Here is a 19,444-nt window from a genome sequence, read left to right as displayed (position 1 = left end):
GGGTTCGCCGCCATCGTGGTGGTCATGAACGACGAACTCACAGGCAAGGTCGCACTGGTGGCGGGCGGCACCCGGGGGGCGAGCCGCGCGATCGCGGTCGAGCTGGGCAGGCGGGGCGCGTACGTCTACGTCACGGGCCGCACGTCCCGGCAGCACCGGTCCGAGGTGGACCGGCCGGAGACCATCGAGGGCACGGTGGAGCGGATCACCGAGGCGGGCGGCAGGGGCGTCGCGGTGCGGGTCGACCACCTCGACCGCGACCAGGTCCGCGCGCTGGCCGAGCGGATCGACGACGAGCAGGGCAGGCTCGACATCCTCGTCGACGGGCTGTGGGGCGGCGACGACTACCTCGGCTGGGGGCAGCCGGTCTGGGAGCACTCGCTCGACGCCTCGTTGCGCATGATCCGGCTCGGCATCGACTCGCACATCATCACCAGCCACCACCTGCTTCCGCTGCTGATCCGCGAGCCCGGCGGGCTGGTGGTGGAGATGACCGACGGCACCGCCGAGATCAACGCGACGTTCCGGGCCGGCACGTCGCTGGCCTTCTACGTCGCCAAGGCCGCGGCACACCACCTGGCGCTGGCACAGGCGCACGAGCTGGGCGAGTACGGCGCCACCGCCGTGGCCATGACACCCGGCTGGCTGCGCTCGGAGGCCATGCTGGAGGGCTTCGGCGTCACCGAGGAGAACTGGCGCGACGCGCTGGCCAAGGAGCCGCACTTCTGCATCTCCGAGTCGCCTGCCTTCGTCGGCAGGGCCGTGGCCTCGCTGGCCGCCGACCCCGACCGCGGCCGCTTCGCGGGACAGACCCTCGACAGCGGGCAGCTGGCCAAGATCTACGACTTCGACGACGTCGACGGCAGCAGGCCCGACGGGTGGCGCTACGTCAGGGAGGTGCAGCAGGCGGGCAAGCCCGCCGACCCCACCGGCTACCGGTGACGCTCGGCCATCCGCCGTGCGGCCTCGGCGAAGGCCGACCGCACGGCGGGCGGGCCCAGGATCTCCACGCCGGTGCCCAGCCCGAGCAGCTGCCCCGCCGCGATGTGCGGCTCCTCCATCGGCAGTTCCGCCTCGACCCAGCCGTCCTCGTCCGGTGGCCCCGCCGCGTCCAGCGCGGCCAGCGCCAGGTCGGCGTCGATCAGCTGCGGCAGTGCCCGCGCCGCACCCCGGCTGAGCCGCACGCGCACGAGCGTGCGGTTCAGCGACCGCTCGAACCGCGCCGAGGAGGCCGCCCACCAGCTCGCCAGGTCGAAGTCGGCGGGCCGCTCGAACCGCTCGGGCCGCTGCTCGATCCCCGCGATCCGGCTCACCCGGTAGGTGCGGAGGTCCTCGCCGGTGCGGGCGACGAGGTACCAGATCCCGGCCTTGAGCACCAGCCCGAGCGGATCGAGCACGCGCTCGACCGTCCCATCGCCGCGCCGGTAGGTGACCGCGAGCCGCCGCTGCTCCCACACGGCCTGAGCGACGGCCGCCAGGTGTTCGGCGTCGTCCTCGCCGCGGAACCAGCCCGGTGCGTCGAGATGGAACCGCTGGGCCAGGTGCTGCGCCTGCTCGCGCAGGGGCGCGGGCAGGGTCGCCGACACCTTCGCGTGCGCGGCCGACACGGCGCTGCCCAGCCCCAGCTCGGCGAGCGCCCTCGGCACGCCCATCGCGAAGATCGCCACCGCCTCGCGCGAGGTCAACCCGTCGAGCCGGGTGCGCCAGCCCTCGACGAGCCGCACCCCGCCGTGCCGCCCCGGCTCCGTCCACAGTGGCACGCCCGCGGCCTGCAACGCGGCGATGTCGCGGTGCATGGTCCGCTCGGAAACACCCAGCGCCTCCGCCAGCTCGGCCGCGGTCGCGCTACGCCGGCTCTGCAGGGTGAACAGCAGGGCCACCAGCCGTTCCGCTCGCATACCGCAGATCATGCCCTGAGTGGCGGCGCAGCACCGCCGCGGCCACGGCCGCGAGCAGCGCGGCCACCGCGAGGGACGCCCCGAGGCTGACGAACGGCTGCTGCACCAGCTCGCCACCGAGGTAACCGAGCAGGACCGCGTAGGTCACCCACAGCGTCACCCCAATGGCCGAGGCCACCGCGAACACCGAGCGCGGCCAGCGCAGCGAGCCCACCAGCAGCGAACCGGCCGTGCCGCCCGCGGGCAGCCAGCGGGACACCACCAGCACCGCCACCGGCCGCCGCCGGGCGTGCCGGGTGAGCCAGCCGAGGGTGGCCTCCGCGCTCGGCCGCCTCCGCACGCGGTCGAGCACCCACGATCCGCCGCCGTACCTGCCGAGCAGGTAGAGCCCGGCGTCGCAGAGCAGGCAGCCCGCGGTGGCGACGAGGATCACCGGCGCGAGGGACCCGCCCTGCTGCGCCGCGAGCATCCCCATGCCGATGAGGGTCAGCTCGGTGGGCGCGAGTGGCACCACCGAGATGGCGAACAGGGCCAGCAACGAGACCGTCGAGACGTCCACGTACTGCCCAACGCCGCGCGAACTGAGAACCCCTCAGTGATGTCCCCGAGGGGTTCTCGTCGTCCGGTGCTCAGCGGTGAGCGCGGTTGACGGCCGACACGACGGCGCGCAGCGAGGCGGTGACGATCGAGGGGTCGATGCCGACGCCCCAGTAGATCTTGTCGTCGATCGCGCACTCGATGTACGAGGCGGCCTTGGCGTCGTCGCCCGGCGTCAGCGTGTGCTCGCTGTAGTCCATGAGCCGCAGGTCGAATCCCACCGTGCTCAGCGCGTCGAAGAACGCCGCGATCGGGCCGTTGCCGCGCCCGGAGATCTCCTGCTCCTCGCCGTCCACGCGCACCGTGGCCGTCAGCGCGTACTCACCGTTGGCCGTGACGTGCTGGCGCACCAGCTCCAGCGGGGTGCGCGGCTCGAGGTACTCGGCGGAGAACGCCGTCCACATCGTCTCCGGGTCCACCTCGCCGCCCTCGGCGTCGGTGTGCCGCTGGATGGTCTGCGAGAACTCGATCTGCAGCCTGCGCGGCAGGTCGAGCTGGTGCTCGGTCTTCATGATGTAGGCGATGCCGCCCTTGCCGGACTGCGAGTTGACCCGGATGACGGCCTCGTAGGTGCGGCCGATGTCCTTCGGGTCGATCGGCAGGTACGGAACCTCCCAGGGGAACTCCTCCAGCGGCGTGCCCGCCTTCTCCGCGGCGGCGCGCAGCGCGTCGAAGCCCTTGTTGATGGCGTCCTGGTGGCTGCCCGAGAAGGCGGTGAACACCAGGTCGCCCGCCCACGGGCTGCGCTCGTGCACCGGCAGCTGGTTGCAGTACTCGACCGTGCGCTTGATCTCGTCCATGTCGGAGAAGTCGAGCTGGGGGTCGATGCCCTGGCTGAACAGGTTCATGCCCAGCGCCACCAGGTCGACGTTGCCGGTGCGCTCGCCGTTGCCGAACAGGCAGCCCTCGATCCGGTCGGCCCCGGCCTGGTATCCCAGCTCGGCGGCGGCGATGCCGGTGCCCCGGTCGTTGTGCGGGTGCAGCGACAGGATCACGCCGTCGCGGCGCTCGAGGTTGCGGTTCATCCACTCGATCGAGTCCGCGTAGACGTTGGGCGTGGCCATCTCGACCGTGGCGGGCAGGTTCAGGATCACCGGCTTCTCGGCGGTGGGCTGCCAGATGTCGGTGACGGCGTTGCACACCTCGGCCGCATAGGACAGCTCGGTGCCGGTGTAGGACTCGGGCGAGTACTGGAACCGGAAGTCGGTGTCGGAGTACTTCGAGGCGTACTCCACGACGAGGTCCGCGGCCTGCAGCGCGATCTTCTTGATGCCCTCGCGCTCCTCACGGAACACGACCCTGCGCTGCAGGATGGAGGTCGAGTTGTAGATGTGCACGACGGCGCGCGGCGCGCCCTCCAGCGCGGCGAAGGTGCGCTCGATCAGCTCGGGGCGGCACTGGGTCAGCACCTGGATGCGGACGTCGTCCGGGATCGCGTTCTCGGTGATGATCTCGCGAACGAAGTCGAAGTCGGTCTGGCTGGCCGCCGGGAAGCCGACCTCGATCTCCTTGAAGCCCATCCGCACGAGCAGCTCGAAGAACTTGCGCTTGCGGGCCGGCGACATCGGGTCGATCAGCGCCTGGTTGCCGTCGCGCAGGTCGACGGCGCACCACAGCGGTGCGCGCTCGATGCGCTTGTCGGGCCAGGTGCGGTCGGGCAGCGTGATGTCCTCCACCAGCCGGTACCAGGGCCGGTAGCGGTGGAACGGCATGGACGACCCGCGCTGCGGGTTCCAGCCCGGCTGGTCCGCTGGCGCCTGCCGGGACGGGGTGCGGATGCGGCTGGACGGGGTGATAGGCGAATCGGGCGTGCTCATCGGAAAGACAGGCTCCTGCTTCTCGTGGACTGCTCGGGAGCGACCGGCGGCACGGCGTTGGGTGAACAACCGGAAGCCCCGCGACGGGGAGCCGGTCTGAATCAGGCCCCGTCGCGGCAGCGAAGCAGAAGGGCGCGTGCCACGGAGCCGACTCTACTTCGCCCCCGTCCAGATGTAAAAGCCGGGCCGAGGCCAAACCGTTATCCACGTTCGCGCCATGTGGTTACTCGCGCGTAGCAATCGGCGGGCCCGCGTGGGAAACTGCGGGGCATGGGTGAGCACGCCGAGAGGAAAGACAAGGGCGAGGACGCCCCTCAGGCGAATCCTGCGGTCCCTTCCACCGCCTACGTACCCCCGGCCGAGGAGCCGGAGCAGGCGCCGAAGCGGCGGATCGACTGGCGATCGGTCAAGGACCAGGTCGTCGGCCTGCTCGCGGGGATCGCCCGCTGGGTGGGATTGGCGTTCGCGCTGATCCTCGTGCTGCACGTGATCTTCGTGATCGGTGAGGCCAACCCGGACAACGGCATCGTGTCGTTCGTCGCCGACTGGGCCGAGGGCCTCGCCCTGGGCTTCAAGGACCTGTTCCGGCCGGACGACCCCAAGCTCGACGTCCTGGTCAACTACGGCATCGCGGCCCTGTTCTGGCTGATCGTCTCCTCGATCGTGGCCCGGATCATCCGGAGGGTCGGCGGGGCCTCGTGACCCGGTGGCGGCTCGCTTGCCGCATCCGGTGAAACCGGCCTCGGCACCCGGGCGGACCTGCCATAATCACGCCACCTAACCAGGCGCTGCGCAGGGGAGAGGCGATGTCCGCCCACATGGATCAGTTGATCGCCCAGTTCGAGAGGTTCCAGGCCAAGGTGCGCCAGGCCGAGGCGCGCTTCGCCGGGGTCGGCGACATGCAGGAGCGGATCGCGCAGGTCGAGCACAGCGTGACGTCGCAGGACGGCACCGTCACGGTGGTCGCGGGCGCCGGTGGCACCGTGACCGACGTCCGGCTCACCCCGGCGGCCATGCGCCTCGACCCCGCCCGGCTCTCCGCGACGATCATGAGCACCCTGCGCCAGGCCGTCGCCGGGGCCGTGCAGCAGCAGGCCGGGATCGTGGACAGCACGTTCGGCGACGCGTTCGGCGTCAACATCACGGAGCAGGTCCGTCAGGCCCAGGCCGAGGCACTGGGAACCACGACGGAGGAGCCCCCGTCACAGCAGGAGCAGCCACGGCACGAGGCACCGCGGCAGCCGCCGGCGCAGCCGTCGCCGCCGTCGTCCCGGCAGGCACCCCCGCCGCCGGCGCCGTCCCGGCGCAGGCCGAGCCCTCCGGCCGACGACAACGACGACTACTTCGACCAGAACTCCATCCTCCGCCGCTGACCAGACCGAGAGGGTCCCTGCGATGCCAGACGGAATACAGACCAACATCGAGGCGATCTCCGCGTACGCCCGGCAGCTTCCCCACTACGAGCAGGAGGCCGGCAAGTTCGGCAACCTGATCGACAGCGCCGACGTGACCGACGAGGCCTGGGGCGTCGTCGGCATCTTCGCCAAACAGGGCTACACCGACCGGCTCGCCGAACTGCGCTCGCTGCTGACCGACCTCGCCGACGGCGTCGACGGGTTCATCACGAAGCTGAACAAGGCCGCGGAGATGTACCGCGACGCGGAGGACGCAGGAAAGATCACGTTCGGCAGGCACGAGGCGCAGATCGACGCGATGGGGGAGCCGGGAGCATGAGCGAGCAGGAAAGCATCGCCGACGCGCTGAACGTCCAGGCCTACGACGAGAGCACGAGCGCGAACCTCGATCGCGCGATGGGCCATGTGCCCGTGGCGGGCACGATCTACAACTCCGGCAAGTCGATCGCCGCGCACGCCCAGCAGGCGGCCGAGGCGGACAACCCGGCCGAGCTGGCCTCCGCCGGTGCGGCCCTGGTCGGCGACGGCGCGGCGTTCGTCGGCGCCGCCGCGGGCGACATGGTCACCTTCGCCATGGACCCGATCGGCTGGCTGGTCAGCCACGGGCTCAACATGCTGCTCGAACTGGTGCAGCCGCTGCAGGACGCGCTGCACCAGGTCACCGGCGACGGCCCGGCCATCGGCCACGCCTCCGACAACTTCGTCACGATCGCCCAGGGCTTCGTCGCGCTCGCCGAGGACTTCGAGCAGACCGGCGACACCGCGCTGGCCGAGTGGGTGGACGACGCGGGCAAGGCGGCCAAGGAGGCGCTCGGCGACTTCTCCTCCGGCATCCGCGGGATCGGCTCGGCCGCCGGGTCGGTGGCCGAGGTCCTGCAGATGTGGTCGATGGTCATGCAGGTCATCGAGGAGGTCATCAAGGCCATCATCACCGAGCTGGTCTCCTGGCTGATCACCATCTGGCTGCCCGCACTGGCCTCGTCGGTGATCAGCTTCGGCGGTTCGGTCGCGGCGGCGATGACCGCGTCCATCGCCAAGGCGGCCAGCGTGTTCCAGAAGGTCACCCGGTACCTGGGCAAGTTCGGCAAGCTGCTCGACGAGTTCATGCAGTTCCTGGTCCGGTTCTCCGGGAAGATGGAGACGTTCACCAGGAAGCTGCGGGTCGGGGTGATGCCGGGCGAGACCAAGTTCGGCTTCGGTGACGTCGCGCAGGGCTTCCAGCCGAGCAACCGGGTGCTCACCACGATGTTCGGCACCTCCGTCGGGGCGGGCCCGCTCGTGGCGGGCGCGGGCGTCAAGGCAGGCATCGGGGCGGGCAAGACCGTGTACGGCGAGGGCACCGAGGACGTCAGCCTGGGAGGGGACGAGCCGTGGTTCGACAAGAGCGAGATCGGCGGGGACCAGAGCCCGGAGGAGACTCGCCGGAATCTCGACATCTAGCCGCCGAGCTGGGCGCGTTCGCCGACGCGGCGCCGACCGAGGCGCGGCGGCAGGCCGCGCGGAAGATGTTCGCCCACGAGGCGCGCCTCGATGCAGGCCGGGAGCAGACTCTCGTTCGGCCGGGGTTCCGGGAACGGGTCGAGGAGCTGATGCGCGGCCTGTGGCGCGAGCCCGTCATCGTGCTGCGCCTTGCCGACGGCGGCCTGGTGTTCGAGGTTCCCGGCAGGCGGCCCGACGGCACGGTCGAGGGGACGAAGCTCGTCCGGCGGTTCTTCTGGAACCTCGTCCGCGGCATCGGCCGCGCGGCGGCCTACGTCCTCTTCCTGGCGCACAACTCGGCAGGCGGGGGCGGCAGGGGAAGGCCGGTCGTTCACGTCCGGGGACCGGCGAACGCGATGGCCCTCGACCTGGTCGACCGGCTCCGGCAGGCGAAGGCGCCCTGGCTGGTGTTCGCGCCGTCGGGCCTCGCGGTGGTGGACACCGGGCCGACGGTCCGCGACCCGGCCGGGGCGCCCCCGCCGCAGGTCGTCTGGCAGGCACGCGGCCCGCACCTCCCCGCGATCAGCTTCGCCAAGCGCACCCTCACCTGGCCGGACGGGTCGAGCTTCACGTTCGTCCTGCACGGCCGCACGGAGGAGCAGCACCTGCGCGCCCACCACGAGTTTCCGGAGATCATCCACTGGAACGGGCGGCCAGGGCAGGAACGGTGACCGGTCCGCGTCAGAACGCGGGCTCGTCCCAGTCGCGCAGCGCGAACTCCCCCAGCGGCAGCCGCTGGCGGGGCGCCGTCTCCCTGGCGATGGCCCGCTCGTCGCCAAGCACCTCCGGGTCGCCCAGTACGCCGACGGCGATCGCGACCACCGGCCGCACGCCCTCGGGCAGGGCGAACTCGCGGCGCACGGCGTCGGCGTCGAAGCCGGCCATCTGGTGCGCGACGAGCCCTTCGGCCACCGCCTGCAGGACGAGATTCTCGCCGGCGAGGCCCAGGCCGTACTCGGCGTAAGGAATGTCACCTTTTTCGTTGCGCATGAGCGCGAGGCCGATCAGCAGCACACCCGCCCGGTGGGCCCATGACTGGTTGCCGCGGCTGAGCGTGCCGAAAATCCGCTGGAAGGTCTCGTCGCCGCGGCGGCCGACGAGGTAGCGCGCCGGCTGCGTGTTGCCGTACGAGGGCGCCCAGCGTGCCGCCTCCAGCAGGGCCCGCAGCTGCTCGGCGGTCACCTCGGCCGACTCGTCGAGTGCCCTCGGGCTCCACCGGCGGGCGATCAGGTCGTGCACCGGCACACTCGTCTCCGCGTCCTTGTCGCTCATGGCTGCCTGTATACCCGGGGAGTGGCCGGCGCCACAAAGTCAGGTGTTGGTAAAACCGGGCACCGGTACCCTGTTTCGCAAGGTTAACGAGCCGGGCCTCTCTGGCGACCCAGCCCGGAGGTATGAGCCCGCTCAGGCGAGGAGGTTCGGGCTAGTGGCGCTCGTAGTCCAGAAGTACGGCGGTTCGTCGCTGGAGAGCGCTGACCGGATCAAGCGCGTCGCCGAACGCATCGTCGCGACGAAGAAGGCCGGCAACTCGGTCGTCGTCGTGTGCTCCGCGATGGGCGACACCACCGACGAGCTGCTCGATCTCGCAGAGCAGGTGAATCCCGTTCCCCCGGAGCGGGAGATGGACATGCTGCTCACCGCTGGTGAGCGGATCTCCAACGCGCTTGTCGCGATGGCGATCTCGGCGCAGGGCGCCGAGGCGTGGTCGTTCACCGGTTCGCAGGCGGGCGTGGTCACCACGTCCGTGCACGGCAACGCACGCATCATCGACGTCACCCCGAGCCGGGTGACCGACGCGCTGGAGCAGGGCTACATCGCGCTGGTGGCCGGGTTCCAGGGCGTTTCGCAGGACACCAAGGACATCACCACCCTCGGCCGCGGCGGCTCGGACACCACCGCGGTGGCGCTGGCGGCGGCGCTCGACGCCGACGTGTGCGAGATCTACTCCGATGTGGACGGCGTCTACACCGCTGACCCGCGCATCGTCCCCAACGCGCGCAAGCTCGACACGGTGCCGTACGAGGAGATGCTGGAGCTGGCGGCAAGCGGGTCGAAGATCCTGCACCTGCGCTCCGTCGAGTACGCCCGCCGCTACGGCGTGCCGATCAGTGTCCGCTCTTCCTACAGTGACAAGCCGGGCACGACCGTGACCGGTTCGATTGAGGAGATCCCCGTGGAACAAGCGTTGATCACCGGTGTGGCCCACGACCGGTCGGAGGCCAAGATCACGGTCACCGGTGTTCCGGACCACGCGGGCGCCGCGGCCCGCATCTTCCGCACGGTCGCGGACGCGGAGATCGACATCGACATGGTGCTGCAGAACATCTCCAACACCGCGGGCCGCACCGACATCACCTTCACGCTGTCCAAGGCCAACGGGCCGAAGGCCGTCGGGGAGCTGGAGAAGATCAAGAACGAGCTCGGCTTCTCGGCCGTGCTCTACGACGACCACGTCGGCAAGGTGTCGCTGGTGGGAGCGGGCATGCGCTCGCACCCGGGCGTCACGGCGTCGTTCTGCGAGGCGCTGGCCAAGGCGGGCGTGAACATCGAGATCATCAACACCTCGGAGATCCGGATCTCGGTGTTGATCAGGGACGCGCAGCTCGACGACGCGGTGCGCGCGATTCACGAGGCATTCGAACTCGGCGGCGACGAAGAGGCCGTCGTCTACGCGGGGAGTGGTCGCTGAACATGGCACCCACACTGGCACTGGTCGGCGCCACCGGCGCCGTCGGCACCGTCATGATCGACATCATCAACGGGCGCGAGAGCGTGCCGTGGGGTGAGATCCGGCTGATCGCCTCGGCGCGGTCGGCAGGCAAGAAGATCATGGTGCGCGGCGAGGAGCGCACCGTGGTGGAGCTGAGCCCCGAGGCGTTCGACGGCGTGGACGTCGCCATGTTCGACGTGCCCGACGAGGTCTCCGCCGAATGGGCGCCGGTCGCCGCCGCGCGCGGTGCGGTCGCGGTGGACAACTCGGGCGCGTTCCGCATGGACGACGAGGTGCCGCTCGTGGTGCCCGAGGTCAACTCCGGCGAGGTCGGCAACCGGCCGAAGGGCATCATCGCCAACCCCAACTGCACGACGCTGTCGATGATGGCCGCGCTCGGCGCGCTGCACCGCGAGTTCGAGCTGACCGAGCTGGTCGTCGCCTCGTACCAGGCCGCGTCCGGCGCGGGCCAGGGCGGCATCGACCGGCTGCACGCCGAGCTGGAGGCCGTGGCGGGCAAGGGCCTCGGCAGCAAGGCGGGCGACGTGCGCGAGGCACTGGAGGCCGCCGGGCTGCCGCTCGCCGACTCGCCGTTCGCGGGTACGCCGCTGGCGCTCAACGTGGTGCCGTCGGCGGGTTCGTACAAGGGCGACGGCTGGTACTCCGAGGAGCTGAAGGTGCGCAACGAGTCGCGCAAGATCCTCGGCATCCCCGGCCTGAAGGTGTCGGCCACCTGCGTGCGCGTCCCGGTGGTCACCACGCACTCGCTCGCGGTGCACGCCACCTTCGCCCGCGAGGTGACCGTCGACGCCGCCCACAAGGTGTTCGACGCGCAGCCGTCGATCGTGCTCATCGACGACCCGGACAACGGCAGGTTCCCGTCGCCCGCCGACGTCGTGGGCGGCGACCCGACCTACGTCGGCCGGGTCCGCCAGGCCCTCGACTTCCCCAACACGCTCGACTTCTTCGTGTGCGGGGACAATCTGCGCAAGGGTGCGGCGCTCAACACCTACGAGGTCGCCGAGCAGGTCATCGCGACCCTGTAGCCCGCGAGTCCTGCGCTCAGGCCCGCGAGTTCTGCGCTCAGGCCCGCGAGTCCTGCGCTCAGCGGCCGAAATCCGTCTTGCGGATGAGGCCGTGGATGCCGGTGGTGATGTCGACCACCTGGGACACCTGGAAGTCGGTGGCCGCGCTGAGATAGGCGTAGGCCACCGGCTCCGGCATCCCGCGTTCCTCGGTGAGGAACCGCAGGGCGCTGCGCACGGCCCGCCTCATGGCGACGTCCAGGCTGGTCACCTGACCGCCGACCGGTCCGTCCGGATCGGACAACCCGATCGGCACCCAGTGGCTGGGAGTCTCGCCGAACGGCTCGTCGAAGGCGAGTTTCGGCGCGGGCCCGCCGGGCGGGATCGCGGTGAGCCGGAACGTCGCCCGCAGGGAACCCTCCATCGCGGTCAGCGCCACCTCGCCGTCGCCCTGCGCCATGTGGGGGTCGCCGGTGAAGAACAGGGCGCCAGGTACGCGCACCGGCAGGTACAGGGTGCTGCCCACGCCCAGGTCGTTGATGTCGATGTTGCCGCCGGCGTCGGTCGGCGGCACCGAGTTGACCAGGTCGGAGGTGTCCCTCGCGACGCCCATGACGCCGAGGAACGGCGCCAGCGGGAACCGAGCGGCGCCGCCGGGAAGCACACCGACCAGCTCGCCGCGCCGGGTGCCGACCTCGGTGAACACGCTGACGTTGCCGCCGGAGTTGAAGTACGGCGCGAACTCCGCCCTGCCTGCCCACGCCTCCGGATACTCGCCGGGCAGCGCGCCCTTGCCGTGCCGGTTGGACACCACGCCGTACGGCACCCGCAGTCGCAGGTCCAGCACCTCGATCTTGAGGGTGTGGCCCGGCTCGGCGCCGCGCACCGCCACCGGGCCGGTGACCACGTGCGGGCCGGGGCCGTCGTGGGCCACCCGCGCCGCGACCTCGACGGCGTCGGTGAGCACCTGCGACGGCGGCACACCGTGCCCGGTGAAGTAGGCGAGCGGATCCCGGCCCTGGTCCTCGAGCACTCCCTCGTGCGAGATCGTGTCGATGGTGATCACCGAGCCGGAGTCGACCACCGTCGCCGGCGTGCTGTCGCGATTGGGGAGCCTGCCCCACGTCACGGTCTCCGGCCTCGCCGGGAGGTAGTGCCCGCGCGCCGGCCCGCGGTGCGGTTGCAGCACCACCGGGCCCCGGTGCCCGGTACCCGCCGCGGCGGTTCCGGCGGGCAGCGTGGCCGCACCTGCCGCGGCGAGCCCGGCGGCCGCCCTCAGCAGCATCCTGCGTTCCCATGTCGGCATCGTCATGCCGCGCAACCTCTCACCGCGGCATGTCAGCGCCGTTGCGTTCGCGTGAGTGCGGTGTTGCGCCGCTGCGGTGCGCGGTACGCCCAGTGCCAAGCCAGCTCCAGTGGCCCGCGCGAGAACCGTCGCAGCCACAGTGTGGCCAGCGCCATGAGCAACGCACTGAGTCCGATGTAGACGGCGATGACCCACCACGGCCGCGCGCCCGCGAACGTCCGCGCCAGACCCAGTCCCCAGCCATAGCACAGCACCGAGGCGAGCACGTTCTGCACCACGTACGCCGACAGCGCGGTGGTGCCGACGGTGGTGAGGCCCCTCCGCACCGGTCCCGGGCGGCCGCGCATCCGGTGCACCAGCCACGGCACGAGCCCCAGCAGCCCGAACGCCACCAGCGGCGCGGCCACGTAGCGGTCGACGAGGAACCAGCCGGGCCCGGCGAACGACGTCAGCAGGTTCAGCGGCAGCCCGCCGCCGAGTCCCCACGCGATCAGCCGTCGCTGGATGCGCCTGCCCCGCTCGGAGTCCTCCAGCACACCCGCCCGCCACAGCCGCGACCCGGCGAGGAACAACACCGTGCTCAGCGGCAGCACGAAGATCGCCTCGGCCCGGAACATCGCGGCCTCGGTGAGGCGGTGGCGCACCTGCCCTGCCCAGCTTCCGGTGCCGGGACCCGGCTCACCGCCGGACACCGAGACACCGGGGCTCAGCAGCACGGCCGTCAGCGCCCCCACGATCGCCAGGTGCACGGCCGCCTGCGCCGCCATCCAGCTCCGGACCACGCGGTCGCTGCGCCCCACAAGGTAGGCGACGAGCACCGACACCACCGCGTAGTACATGAGCACGTCGAACTCGAAGACCAGCACGTAGTGCAGCAGGCCCTCGACGAGCAGCAGCGCGGAGCGCCACAGGTACCAGCCCGGCCACCGGTTCCCCCTGCGCAGCGCCGCGCGGTACTGCAGCTCCAGGCCGATGCCGAACAGCAGAGACAGCAGTGCCAGGAACTTGCCGTTGCTGGCGAACCGCAGCAGTGTCTCGGCGAACCCGGCCGGTGTGCCGGGGTCGGGCAGCGCCAGGAAGCCCGCCGCGCCCCTGGGGTCGGTGAAGATCCAGATGTTGGTGCCCAGTGTGCCGAGGATCGCCACCCCGCGGGCCACATCGAGTGCCGCGACGCGTTCCCTTCGCATCCGTTCCCCTTCCGTCGCTGGTCAGCGTCGGTGGGGAGGGCGTGCCTGCGCGTCCCTCCCCGGGAGGAGGCGGGGTCGGCACAAGGGAGGAATCCGCGCGAAGCGGGTCCCCGGTAGGTTCGGTGCCATGCGAACGTGGAGCGCGCTGGCCGCGCTGGGAGCCATGGCCGTGCTGGCGACGGGATGCGCGGAGGTCAACGACGCCGCCGACCAGGTGAACTCGGCGGCGGGCAAGGCGAGTGTGTGCGCCGAGGCGCTGGGCGTGGCGGACCTCAACCCGAACGTCGACCCTGAGCAGGTGCGAGCCGACGCCGAGCAGAAGGCGAACCGCCTGCGCGAGCTCGGCGAGCAGGCCACGCAGCAGGACCTGCGGCAGACGCTGGTCGCGATGGCCGACGGCTATCTGGAGCTGGAGCAGGGCAAGCTCGACCACCTCAACGGCTTCAACCAGTGGCTGCAGCAGAACCTGCGGAATCTGGAGCAGCTGCGGCAGGCCTGCGCGTGACGACGCGCCGGTGCAGCAGCGCACCGGCGCCCGCGAAGAGCAACCCGCCCACGCCGGCGGCCACGAAACCCCAGCCCGGCGCCGTGTGGTCCATGACGAACCCCACGACGGGACTGCCCAGCGCCAGGCCGATCCGGGTCGCCGAGTCCTGAAGGCCCATCGCCTCCCCGCGCACCGACGGCGGGGCGAGCCTGCTCACCGACTCGGTGGTGGCCGCCAGCGTCGGCGCGCACATGAGGTTGGTCGGGACGAGGGCGAGCGCGAGCAGCCACCACGGCGCGCCGACCAGCCCGACCGGCACGACGAGTAGGGCGAGCAGCACCATCAGCCTCAGCTGGGACAGTGGCCTGGACACGGCGCCGTGCACCAGGCCGCCCGCGAGCGAGGCGACGCACATCACGGCGATGACCACACCGGTCCAGCTCACCTCACCCGCGGCGCGGAGGGTGGCGAGCGCGGCGAGTTCCGTGCCGATGAGCACGAACAGTGCGCCGACGGCGATGAGCAGCGTCGCGACGAGCCCCGGCGTCAGCCAGCTCAGGATCGGGGGCCGTGCCGTCCGCGGGGCGGCGGCCTCCTCGGCGGTCCGGATCGGCGGGTTGGTGAGGTAGAGGACGAGCGCCAGCACGCCGAACGCGACCCCGATGCCGGTGAGCGCGACCGTCGACGAGAGCTGGGTGCTCACCAGGACGCCCACGGCGGGGCCGATCATGAACGACGTCTCCAGCGAGATCGTGTCCAGTGAGTAGGCGGTGCGCCGCTGCCCTGGCGGCACGAGGGCGGTGACCACCTGCCGCGCGATCGAGCTCGCCGGCACGACGAGCGCGCCCGCCGGGAGCGCCACCACCAGCAGCGCCTCGAACGGCAGATGCGGTGTGCTCACCCAGAACGCCGCGGAGGCGGCGCCGCAGACGGCGACCACGGGCCGCAGGCCGTGCCGGTCGATCAGCCTGCCCACCGTCGGCGCGCCGAGCGCGGTGCCCGCCATGGTGGCGGAGCCGACGAGACCCGCCGCGCCGTAGCCGCGGCCGAGATCGCTGACGATGTGCAGCGTGAGCGTGATGCCCATGGCCGTCATCGGCAGCCGGGTGAAGAACATCAGCAGTATCGACGTCGGCACGCCCCGGATGCGAAGCACGGTCAGGTAGGGGCGCACTCGTCCGAGATACCGCAAGCTGGTACGCCCGTGCAACTTCTTTTCGCCGGGACATCGCTGGCGCCGGCATCAAATGAGAGCTACTGTCAAAAGACAGTAGCTCTCGAAAGGTGTTCCGATGGACACTCCACACCCCCGGCGCTGGTGGGCCCTCGGCGCCCTCGCCGTCGCCCTCCTCGCGTTCGGCCTGGACGTGACGATCCTCAACGTCGCCCTGCCGACGCTGGCCGTGGATCTGCGGGCCTCGACGAGTGACCTGCAGTGGTTCGCCAACGCCTACACGCTCGTGCTTGCGGCCGGCCTGCTGCCCGCCGGCCTGCTCGGCGACAAGTTCGGGCCGAAACGCCTGCTCATCGGCGGCCTCGTGGTGTTCGGGGTGGCCTCGGTCGCGTGTGCCTACGCCGGTACGGCGGAACTGCTCATCGCGGCTCGCGCCCTGCTCGGTGTCGGCGGCGCGCTGATGGTCCCGCTGTCGATGTCGGTACTCAACACGCTGTTCCCCGGCCCGGAACGCAGCCGCGCGATCGCCGTGTGGTCGGCGGCCCTGGCCATCGGCATCCCGCTCGGCCCGGTCGTGGGTGGCTGGCTGCTGGACAACTTCTGGTGGGGCTCGGTGTTCCTCATCAACGTCCCGCTCGTGGTCGCCGGAGTCGTGGCGCTGTCGGTACTGCTGCCCGCGTTGCCCGGCCGGGGTGAGCTGCGGATGGACTGGCCGGGCATCGGACTCTCCAGCGCCGGTCTGGTCGCGCTCACCTATGGGCTGGTCGAGGCGGGCGAGAGCGGGTGGAGCTCCGCGTCTGCCGTGGTGCCGATGGCCGTCGGCGTCGTGCTGCTGGCCGGCTTCGGACTGTGGCTGCGCCGCTCGCGGCACCCGCTGGTGAACCTGGCGCTGTTCCGCTCGGCCGGGTTCGCGTGGGGTGCGGTGCTGGCCACGCTGGCCTCGTTCGCCCTCATGGGCGCCATGTTCGTGTTGCCGCAGTTCTTCCAGGCCGTGGGCGGCGCGGACGCCCTCGGCACGGGGCTGCGGCTGCTGCCGATCGTCGGCGGGCTGCTCGTCGGCGTCCAGATCGCCGATCGGATCCGGCCGCTGCTCGGAGCGAAGCACGTCGTGGCGGCGGGCTTCGTGCTGATGGCGGCCGGGCTGGTGCTCGGCACCGGGACGCAGGCAGGTGACGGCTACGGCTTCGTCGCGATCTGGGTCTCGGTGATCGGGCTCGGTCTCGGCTTCTCGCTGCCGCCCGCGATGGACGTGGCCATGGGCGCGCTGAGCCCGGAGAGCGGGGGCGTCGGTTCCGGCCTGCTCCAGTCGATGCGCCAGGTGGGCGGCACGCTCGGTGTGGCGATCATGGGCACCGTGCTGAGTGCGGGTTACCGCGCGACGGTGGACGTGACCGGGCTTGCACCGCGGGCGGCGGAGGCCGTGCGCGACAGCGCGGCCTCCGGGGCCGGCGTGGCCGAGGCGACCGGGGCTCCGGACCTGCTGGCGTCGGTGCGCGAGTCGTTCGTCCACGGCATGAGCGGCACGCTCTGGGTGTGCGCGGGTTTCGCGGTGGCCGGGTTCGTGCTCACCGTGTTGTTCGTGCCGCAGCGACCGGAGGACGTCTCCGAGGCAGAATCTGAGCATGACTACGTCGCGCGATGACCGGCCTGCCGGGCTGCGGGAGCGGAAGAAGGCCAGGACCAGGGCCGCGATCCAGGACCACGCCCTGCGGCTGTTCATCGAGCAGGGCTACGCCGCCACGACCGTGGAACAGATCGCGGAGGCCGCGGAGGTGTCGCCGAGCACCTTCTTCCGCTACTTCCCCACCAAGGAGGAGACGGTCCTCTACGACCGGCTCGACCCGGTACTGATCGAGAGCTTTCTCAACCAGCCTCCCGAGCTGAGCCCCCTCGCGGCGGTGCGCGGGGCCCTGCACGCGATCTTCGACAGCCTGGACAGTGAGGAGTCGGAGCTGGAACGGGCGAGGCAGCGGCTCGTCTTCTCGGTGCCGGAGCTGCGGGCGCGGCTGCTGGACCAGGTCGCGGGCGGCTTGACGATGCTGAACGACGCGGTCGCCAAGCGGGTCGGCCGCGAGCCCGACGACTTCGACGTGCGCGTGTGGTCGGGTTCGCTGATCGGCATCCTCGTGGCGGCGTATCTGGCCTCGATCGAGGACGGCAGCGACGACTTCATCGGCTACTTCGACCGGGCGCTCACCAGGCTGGAGGAGGGAGTCCCGCTTCAGCCGTGACGCCGCCGCTGCGGACGGCAGGGTCCCCGTTCGCCCGCGCGGCGATTGCGACAAACGGGGGTGAATTGCGCCGTTGTGATTCACCTGGCCTGCTCACCACGACGGGGTGGTGAGGGCAAACGATCACCGAATACATCAGTGTGGGTTACCCGGCGTCCCCGTCGGGTGAGGGGTGTGCGCAGCGTAGTTTCGCGTCCCAGGTGGACGGAGCTTCCGAGCGAGGGGCAACCGGTCAGCGTTCATCAATTGTGGGTCTGTTGTCGCGAATTGAATTCGGCACGTAAGGGTCAGAAAGCGCGCGGCACGGTGATCGGCTGGTGGATCACCGACACGGTTGGTATCCAGTTATGCCGTTGGGTCTTTCGAAAGGCCGGGAGGTAGGAAATGAAAGGCAAATTGGGCCGCGCGATCGCGGCACTCGCCGCGGGAGCGCTGCTCGCCGTGACGGCGTCCGGCGTGGCCGCCGCAGGCACGTCGGGCGGCGGCAAGGGCACGTCCAGCACGCAGGCCGCCGCTGACCAGGTGCTGCAGCTGCGCGACGACCTGACGCGTGCCGCCTACGCGGGCGACGTGGGCCGCACGCAGGACACACTGGCCAAACTCGACCCCGTGCTCGCCGACCTTGCCGCTGGTCAGCAGTACTCCATCCAGGCGGACGCGCAGCAGCGGGCGGACACCGCACACCGGTACTCCACGGAGACCTCGCGCGTGCTGGCCGACCCGAACGCCGAGGTCGTGCAGGTGCCCGACGTGCCCCTGCCGGAGATCCCCGACCTGCCGCCGCCGCTCACCGCGGTCAGCGACCTGCTCAAGGCCGTGCTCGGCGCCGTCACCGGGCTGCTGAGTTCGCTGCTGGGCGGAGGCGTTCCCGCGCTGCCGGTGCCCGAGACTCCGGAGCTGCCCGCACCCTGATCCGTATTCACAGGGAGGGGGACGGAATCCGGCGTGGAAGCAATTCCACGCCGGATTCCGCTGTTTCTTCCCTGCCGTGTCCCTCCGGTTTTCGCGTCAGTTTTTCGCGTTCTTGCTCAGGCCCACCCGCAGCGCGCCCGCCGCTTCCGCCGTCGCCTCGGTGAACCGCCTCCCGACACCGAGGAAGTTGACGTAGCCGTGGATGAGGTCGGCCTGCCTGCTCAGCGCCACCGGCACACCGGCCGCCTCCAGCCGGGCCGCGTAGGCCTCCCCCTCGTCACGCAGCGGGTCGAACCCGGCCGTGGCGATGTAGGCGGGCGGCAGCCCGGCGAGGCTTTCGGTGAGCAGCGGCGAGAGCTTGGGGTCGCTGCGGTCGACGCCCTCGGGTGCGTAGCGGTCGAGGAACCACGTCATGTGCTCGTCGGTGAGGAAGAAGCCGTCGCCGAACAGCTCGCGGGAGCGGCGGCGCACGGTCGCGTCGACGCCGGGGTAGAGCAGCAGCTGGAACGCGGGTGCCGGACCGCCGCGCTGGGTGGTGACCTGCGCCGTCACCGCGGCCAGGTTGCCGCCCGCGCTGTCGCCGCCGACGGCGATGCGGCCGGGGTCCGCCCCCAGCTCGGCGGCCTTGGTGTGGGCGAAGTCGAAGGCCGCGAGCGCGTCCTCGGTCGCCGTGGGGAACGGATGCTCGGGGGCAAGCCGGTACTCCACCGACAGCACCCGCACCCCGGCGTGTTTGGCCAGGTAGCGGGCCGTGTTGTCATGGCTGGCGCGGGTGCCGATCACCCAGCCGCCGCCGTGGTAGAAGACCAGCAGGCCCGAGCCCTCCGGCAGGTGCTCGGGCGTGTACAGGGTCGCGGGCAGCTCGCCGTGCTCGGCCGGGATCGTCACCTCACTCGCGCGCACCGGCTGCACGGGCCTGCCGCTCACCAGATGACGCGAGACGTCCAGCGCCGCCCGCGCGGACTCGACCGAGTCACCGTCGACCAGTGAGGCGCCGGAAAGCTGTTGCAGCCGGAGCAGGAGCTGGGCGTCGAGGGCGAGCTCCTGCCCGTCGATCCGGATCGGCCTGCCCGCGACGAGCCTGCGCAGCGGCCTGGGCAGCGCGTAGAGCAGCTGGGCCGCCGCGGCCTGGATCCGGATCTGGAGCGGTAGGGCCATGCTTCCTCCTCGTCGGCGGTGACGACACTGAGGTTACTAACGAGTAGG

The 19,444-nt window shown here is 71.2% G+C and carries 20 protein-coding genes; 12 read left to right on the top strand and 8 right to left on the bottom strand.

Going from position 1 to position 19,444, the window contains the following annotated elements; translation table 11 throughout:
* The first annotated feature begins 24 nt into the window (after positions 1-24).
* Positions 25-942: an SDR family oxidoreductase gene (locus BAY60_RS03035; protein WP_112279282.1), complete on the top strand. Its 918-nt coding sequence runs from the start codon at positions 25-27 to the stop codon at positions 940-942.
* On the opposite strand, the gene BAY60_RS03030 is transcribed toward BAY60_RS03035, so the two are convergent.
* From BAY60_RS03030 to leuA, 3 genes are all read right to left on the bottom strand, one after another.
* Complete coding sequence (locus BAY60_RS03030) at positions 933-1,898, bottom strand: helix-turn-helix transcriptional regulator (RefSeq protein WP_112279281.1); 966 nt, start codon at positions 1,896-1,898, stop codon at positions 933-935. The genes BAY60_RS03035 and BAY60_RS03030 overlap by 10 nt on opposite strands.
* Positions 1,846-2,457: a DedA family protein gene (locus BAY60_RS03025; RefSeq protein WP_112279280.1), complete on the bottom strand. Its 612-nt coding sequence runs from the start codon at positions 2,455-2,457 to the stop codon at positions 1,846-1,848. Before BAY60_RS03025 ends, BAY60_RS03030 begins: the two co-directional genes overlap by 53 nt.
* Before the next feature lie 70 nt (positions 2,458-2,527).
* A complete protein-coding gene (leuA, locus tag BAY60_RS03020) occupies positions 2,528-4,312 on the bottom strand; it encodes a 2-isopropylmalate synthase (protein WP_112279279.1) in 1,785 nt (594 codons plus the stop codon).
* Between the two features lie 270 nt (positions 4,313-4,582).
* Between leuA and BAY60_RS03015 the strand changes: the two genes are divergently transcribed.
* The 5 genes from BAY60_RS03015 to BAY60_RS02995 all read left to right on the top strand — a co-directional run bounded on the left by BAY60_RS03015 (position 4,583) and on the right by BAY60_RS02995 (position 7,877).
* Positions 4,583-5,014 carry a hypothetical protein gene (locus BAY60_RS03015; protein ID WP_245992288.1) on the top strand — a complete coding sequence of 144 codons (432 nt, stop codon included), beginning with the start codon at positions 4,583-4,585 and terminating at the stop codon, positions 5,012-5,014.
* A 104-nt stretch (positions 5,015-5,118) separates the two neighbouring features.
* Positions 5,119-5,685, top strand: coding sequence for a YbaB/EbfC family nucleoid-associated protein (locus BAY60_RS03010; protein ID WP_112279278.1), 567 nt, complete (start codon positions 5,119-5,121; stop codon positions 5,683-5,685).
* Between the two features lie 22 nt (positions 5,686-5,707).
* The gene (locus BAY60_RS03005; protein ID WP_112279277.1) at positions 5,708-6,046 is read left to right on the top strand and encodes a hypothetical protein; all 339 of its coding nucleotides are present in this window, start codon (positions 5,708-5,710) and stop codon (positions 6,044-6,046) included.
* Positions 6,043-7,167 carry a hypothetical protein gene (locus BAY60_RS03000; RefSeq protein WP_112279276.1) on the top strand — a complete coding sequence of 375 codons (1,125 nt, stop codon included), beginning with the start codon at positions 6,043-6,045 and terminating at the stop codon, positions 7,165-7,167. The genes BAY60_RS03005 and BAY60_RS03000 overlap by 4 nt, the downstream gene beginning before the upstream one ends.
* Entirely contained in the window at positions 7,098-7,877 is a 780-nt protein-coding gene (locus BAY60_RS02995) for a hypothetical protein (protein ID WP_342769740.1), read from the top strand. Before BAY60_RS03000 ends, BAY60_RS02995 begins: the two co-directional genes overlap by 70 nt.
* A 10-nt stretch (positions 7,878-7,887) precedes the next feature.
* On the opposite strand, the gene BAY60_RS02990 is transcribed toward BAY60_RS02995, so the two are convergent.
* Entirely contained in the window at positions 7,888-8,478 is a 591-nt protein-coding gene (locus tag BAY60_RS02990) for a nitroreductase family protein (RefSeq protein ID WP_112279275.1), read from the bottom strand.
* Positions 8,479-8,632: 154 nt separating this feature from the next.
* On the opposite strand from BAY60_RS02990, the gene BAY60_RS02985 reads away from it, so the two are divergent.
* Positions 8,633-9,895: an aspartate kinase gene (locus BAY60_RS02985; protein ID WP_112279274.1), complete on the top strand. Its 1,263-nt coding sequence runs from the start codon at positions 8,633-8,635 to the stop codon at positions 9,893-9,895.
* A gap of 2 nt (positions 9,896-9,897) precedes the next feature.
* Positions 9,898-10,962 carry an aspartate-semialdehyde dehydrogenase gene (locus BAY60_RS02980; protein ID WP_112279273.1) on the top strand — a complete coding sequence of 355 codons (1,065 nt, stop codon included), beginning with the start codon at positions 9,898-9,900 and terminating at the stop codon, positions 10,960-10,962.
* Between the two features lie 58 nt (positions 10,963-11,020).
* On the opposite strand, the gene BAY60_RS02975 is transcribed toward BAY60_RS02980, so the two are convergent.
* Together BAY60_RS02975 and BAY60_RS02970 are read right to left on the bottom strand one after the other, a co-directional pair.
* Positions 11,021-12,253: an acetamidase/formamidase family protein gene (locus tag BAY60_RS02975; protein ID WP_112279272.1), complete on the bottom strand. Its 1,233-nt coding sequence runs from the start codon at positions 12,251-12,253 to the stop codon at positions 11,021-11,023.
* Positions 12,254-12,279: 26 nt separating this feature from the next.
* On the bottom strand, positions 12,280-13,434 hold the full coding sequence (locus BAY60_RS02970) for a DUF418 domain-containing protein (protein ID WP_112279271.1): 1,155 nt from the start codon (positions 13,432-13,434) through the stop codon (positions 12,280-12,282).
* A 127-nt stretch (positions 13,435-13,561) separates the two neighbouring features.
* Between BAY60_RS02970 and BAY60_RS02965 the strand changes: the two genes are divergently transcribed.
* A complete protein-coding gene (locus tag BAY60_RS02965) occupies positions 13,562-13,939 on the top strand; it encodes a hypothetical protein (RefSeq protein WP_112279270.1) in 378 nt (125 codons plus the stop codon).
* On the opposite strand, the gene BAY60_RS02960 is transcribed toward BAY60_RS02965, so the two are convergent.
* Positions 13,878-15,038 (bottom strand): MFS transporter, encoded by a 1,161-nt coding sequence (locus BAY60_RS02960; protein WP_112280673.1) that lies wholly within the window; start codon positions 15,036-15,038, stop codon positions 13,878-13,880. The two genes, BAY60_RS02965 and BAY60_RS02960, sit on opposite strands and share 62 nt — an antisense overlap.
* Before the next feature lie 175 nt (positions 15,039-15,213).
* Between BAY60_RS02960 and BAY60_RS02955 the strand changes: the two genes are divergently transcribed.
* From BAY60_RS02955 to BAY60_RS02945, 3 genes are all read left to right on the top strand, one after another.
* On the top strand, positions 15,214-16,737 hold the full coding sequence (locus BAY60_RS02955) for a DHA2 family efflux MFS transporter permease subunit (RefSeq protein WP_112279269.1): 1,524 nt from the start codon (positions 15,214-15,216) through the stop codon (positions 16,735-16,737).
* A complete protein-coding gene (locus BAY60_RS02950) occupies positions 16,718-17,326 on the top strand; it encodes an acyl-CoA-like ligand-binding transcription factor (protein WP_112279268.1) in 609 nt (202 codons plus the stop codon). The genes BAY60_RS02955 and BAY60_RS02950 overlap by 20 nt, the downstream gene beginning before the upstream one ends.
* Positions 17,327-17,710: 384 nt before the next feature.
* Positions 17,711-18,238 carry a hypothetical protein gene (locus BAY60_RS02945; RefSeq protein ID WP_112279267.1) on the top strand — a complete coding sequence of 176 codons (528 nt, stop codon included), beginning with the start codon at positions 17,711-17,713 and terminating at the stop codon, positions 18,236-18,238.
* Positions 18,239-18,334: 96 nt separating this feature from the next.
* Here the strand turns inward: BAY60_RS02945 and BAY60_RS02940 are convergent, their stop codons facing one another.
* On the bottom strand, positions 18,335-19,396 hold the full coding sequence (locus BAY60_RS02940; protein ID WP_112279266.1) for an alpha/beta hydrolase: 1,062 nt from the start codon (positions 19,394-19,396) through the stop codon (positions 18,335-18,337).
* Positions 19,397-19,444 lie beyond the last annotated feature (48 nt).

It is taken from the genome of Prauserella muralis, from assembly GCF_003202285.1.
Lineage (GTDB): Bacteria > Actinomycetota > Actinomycetes > Mycobacteriales > Pseudonocardiaceae > Prauserella_B > Prauserella_B muralis.
Note: the sequence above shows the minus strand (reverse complement) of the source record. Positions and strands in the feature narration are given on the sequence as shown.

Bases quoted from the DNA above. Each gene is read 5' to 3' on its own strand.
- BAY60_RS03035 (WP_112279282.1), top strand. From the start codon at position 25: ATGAACGACGAACTCACAGGCAAGGTCGCACTGGTGGCGGGCGGCACC.
- BAY60_RS03030 (WP_112279281.1), bottom strand. From the start codon at position 1,898: ATGCGAGCGGAACGGCTGGTGGCCCTGCTGTTCACCCTGCAGAGCCGG.
- leuA (WP_112279279.1), bottom strand. From the start codon at position 4,312: ATGAGCACGCCCGATTCGCCTATCACCCCGTCCAGCCGCATCCGCACC.
- BAY60_RS03015 (WP_245992288.1), top strand. From the start codon at position 4,583: ATGGGTGAGCACGCCGAGAGGAAAGACAAGGGCGAGGACGCCCCTCAG.
- BAY60_RS03010 (WP_112279278.1), top strand. From the start codon at position 5,119: ATGTCCGCCCACATGGATCAGTTGATCGCCCAGTTCGAGAGGTTCCAG.
- BAY60_RS03005 (WP_112279277.1), top strand. From the start codon at position 5,708: ATGCCAGACGGAATACAGACCAACATCGAGGCGATCTCCGCGTACGCC.
- BAY60_RS03000 (WP_112279276.1), top strand. From the start codon at position 6,043: ATGAGCGAGCAGGAAAGCATCGCCGACGCGCTGAACGTCCAGGCCTAC.
- BAY60_RS02990 (WP_112279275.1), bottom strand. From the start codon at position 8,478: ATGAGCGACAAGGACGCGGAGACGAGTGTGCCGGTGCACGACCTGATC.
- BAY60_RS02980 (WP_112279273.1), top strand. From the start codon at position 9,898: ATGGCACCCACACTGGCACTGGTCGGCGCCACCGGCGCCGTCGGCACC.
- BAY60_RS02975 (WP_112279272.1), bottom strand. From the start codon at position 12,253: ATGACGATGCCGACATGGGAACGCAGGATGCTGCTGAGGGCGGCCGCC.
- BAY60_RS02970 (WP_112279271.1), bottom strand. From the start codon at position 13,434: ATGCGAAGGGAACGCGTCGCGGCACTCGATGTGGCCCGCGGGGTGGCG.
- BAY60_RS02965 (WP_112279270.1), top strand. From the start codon at position 13,562: ATGCGAACGTGGAGCGCGCTGGCCGCGCTGGGAGCCATGGCCGTGCTG.
- BAY60_RS02960 (WP_112280673.1), bottom strand. From the start codon at position 15,038: ATGTTCTTCACCCGGCTGCCGATGACGGCCATGGGCATCACGCTCACG.
- BAY60_RS02955 (WP_112279269.1), top strand. From the start codon at position 15,214: ATGGACACTCCACACCCCCGGCGCTGGTGGGCCCTCGGCGCCCTCGCC.
- BAY60_RS02950 (WP_112279268.1), top strand. From the start codon at position 16,718: ATGACTACGTCGCGCGATGACCGGCCTGCCGGGCTGCGGGAGCGGAAG.
- BAY60_RS02945 (WP_112279267.1), top strand. From the start codon at position 17,711: ATGAAAGGCAAATTGGGCCGCGCGATCGCGGCACTCGCCGCGGGAGCG.
- BAY60_RS02940 (WP_112279266.1), bottom strand. From the start codon at position 19,396: ATGGCCCTACCGCTCCAGATCCGGATCCAGGCCGCGGCGGCCCAGCTG.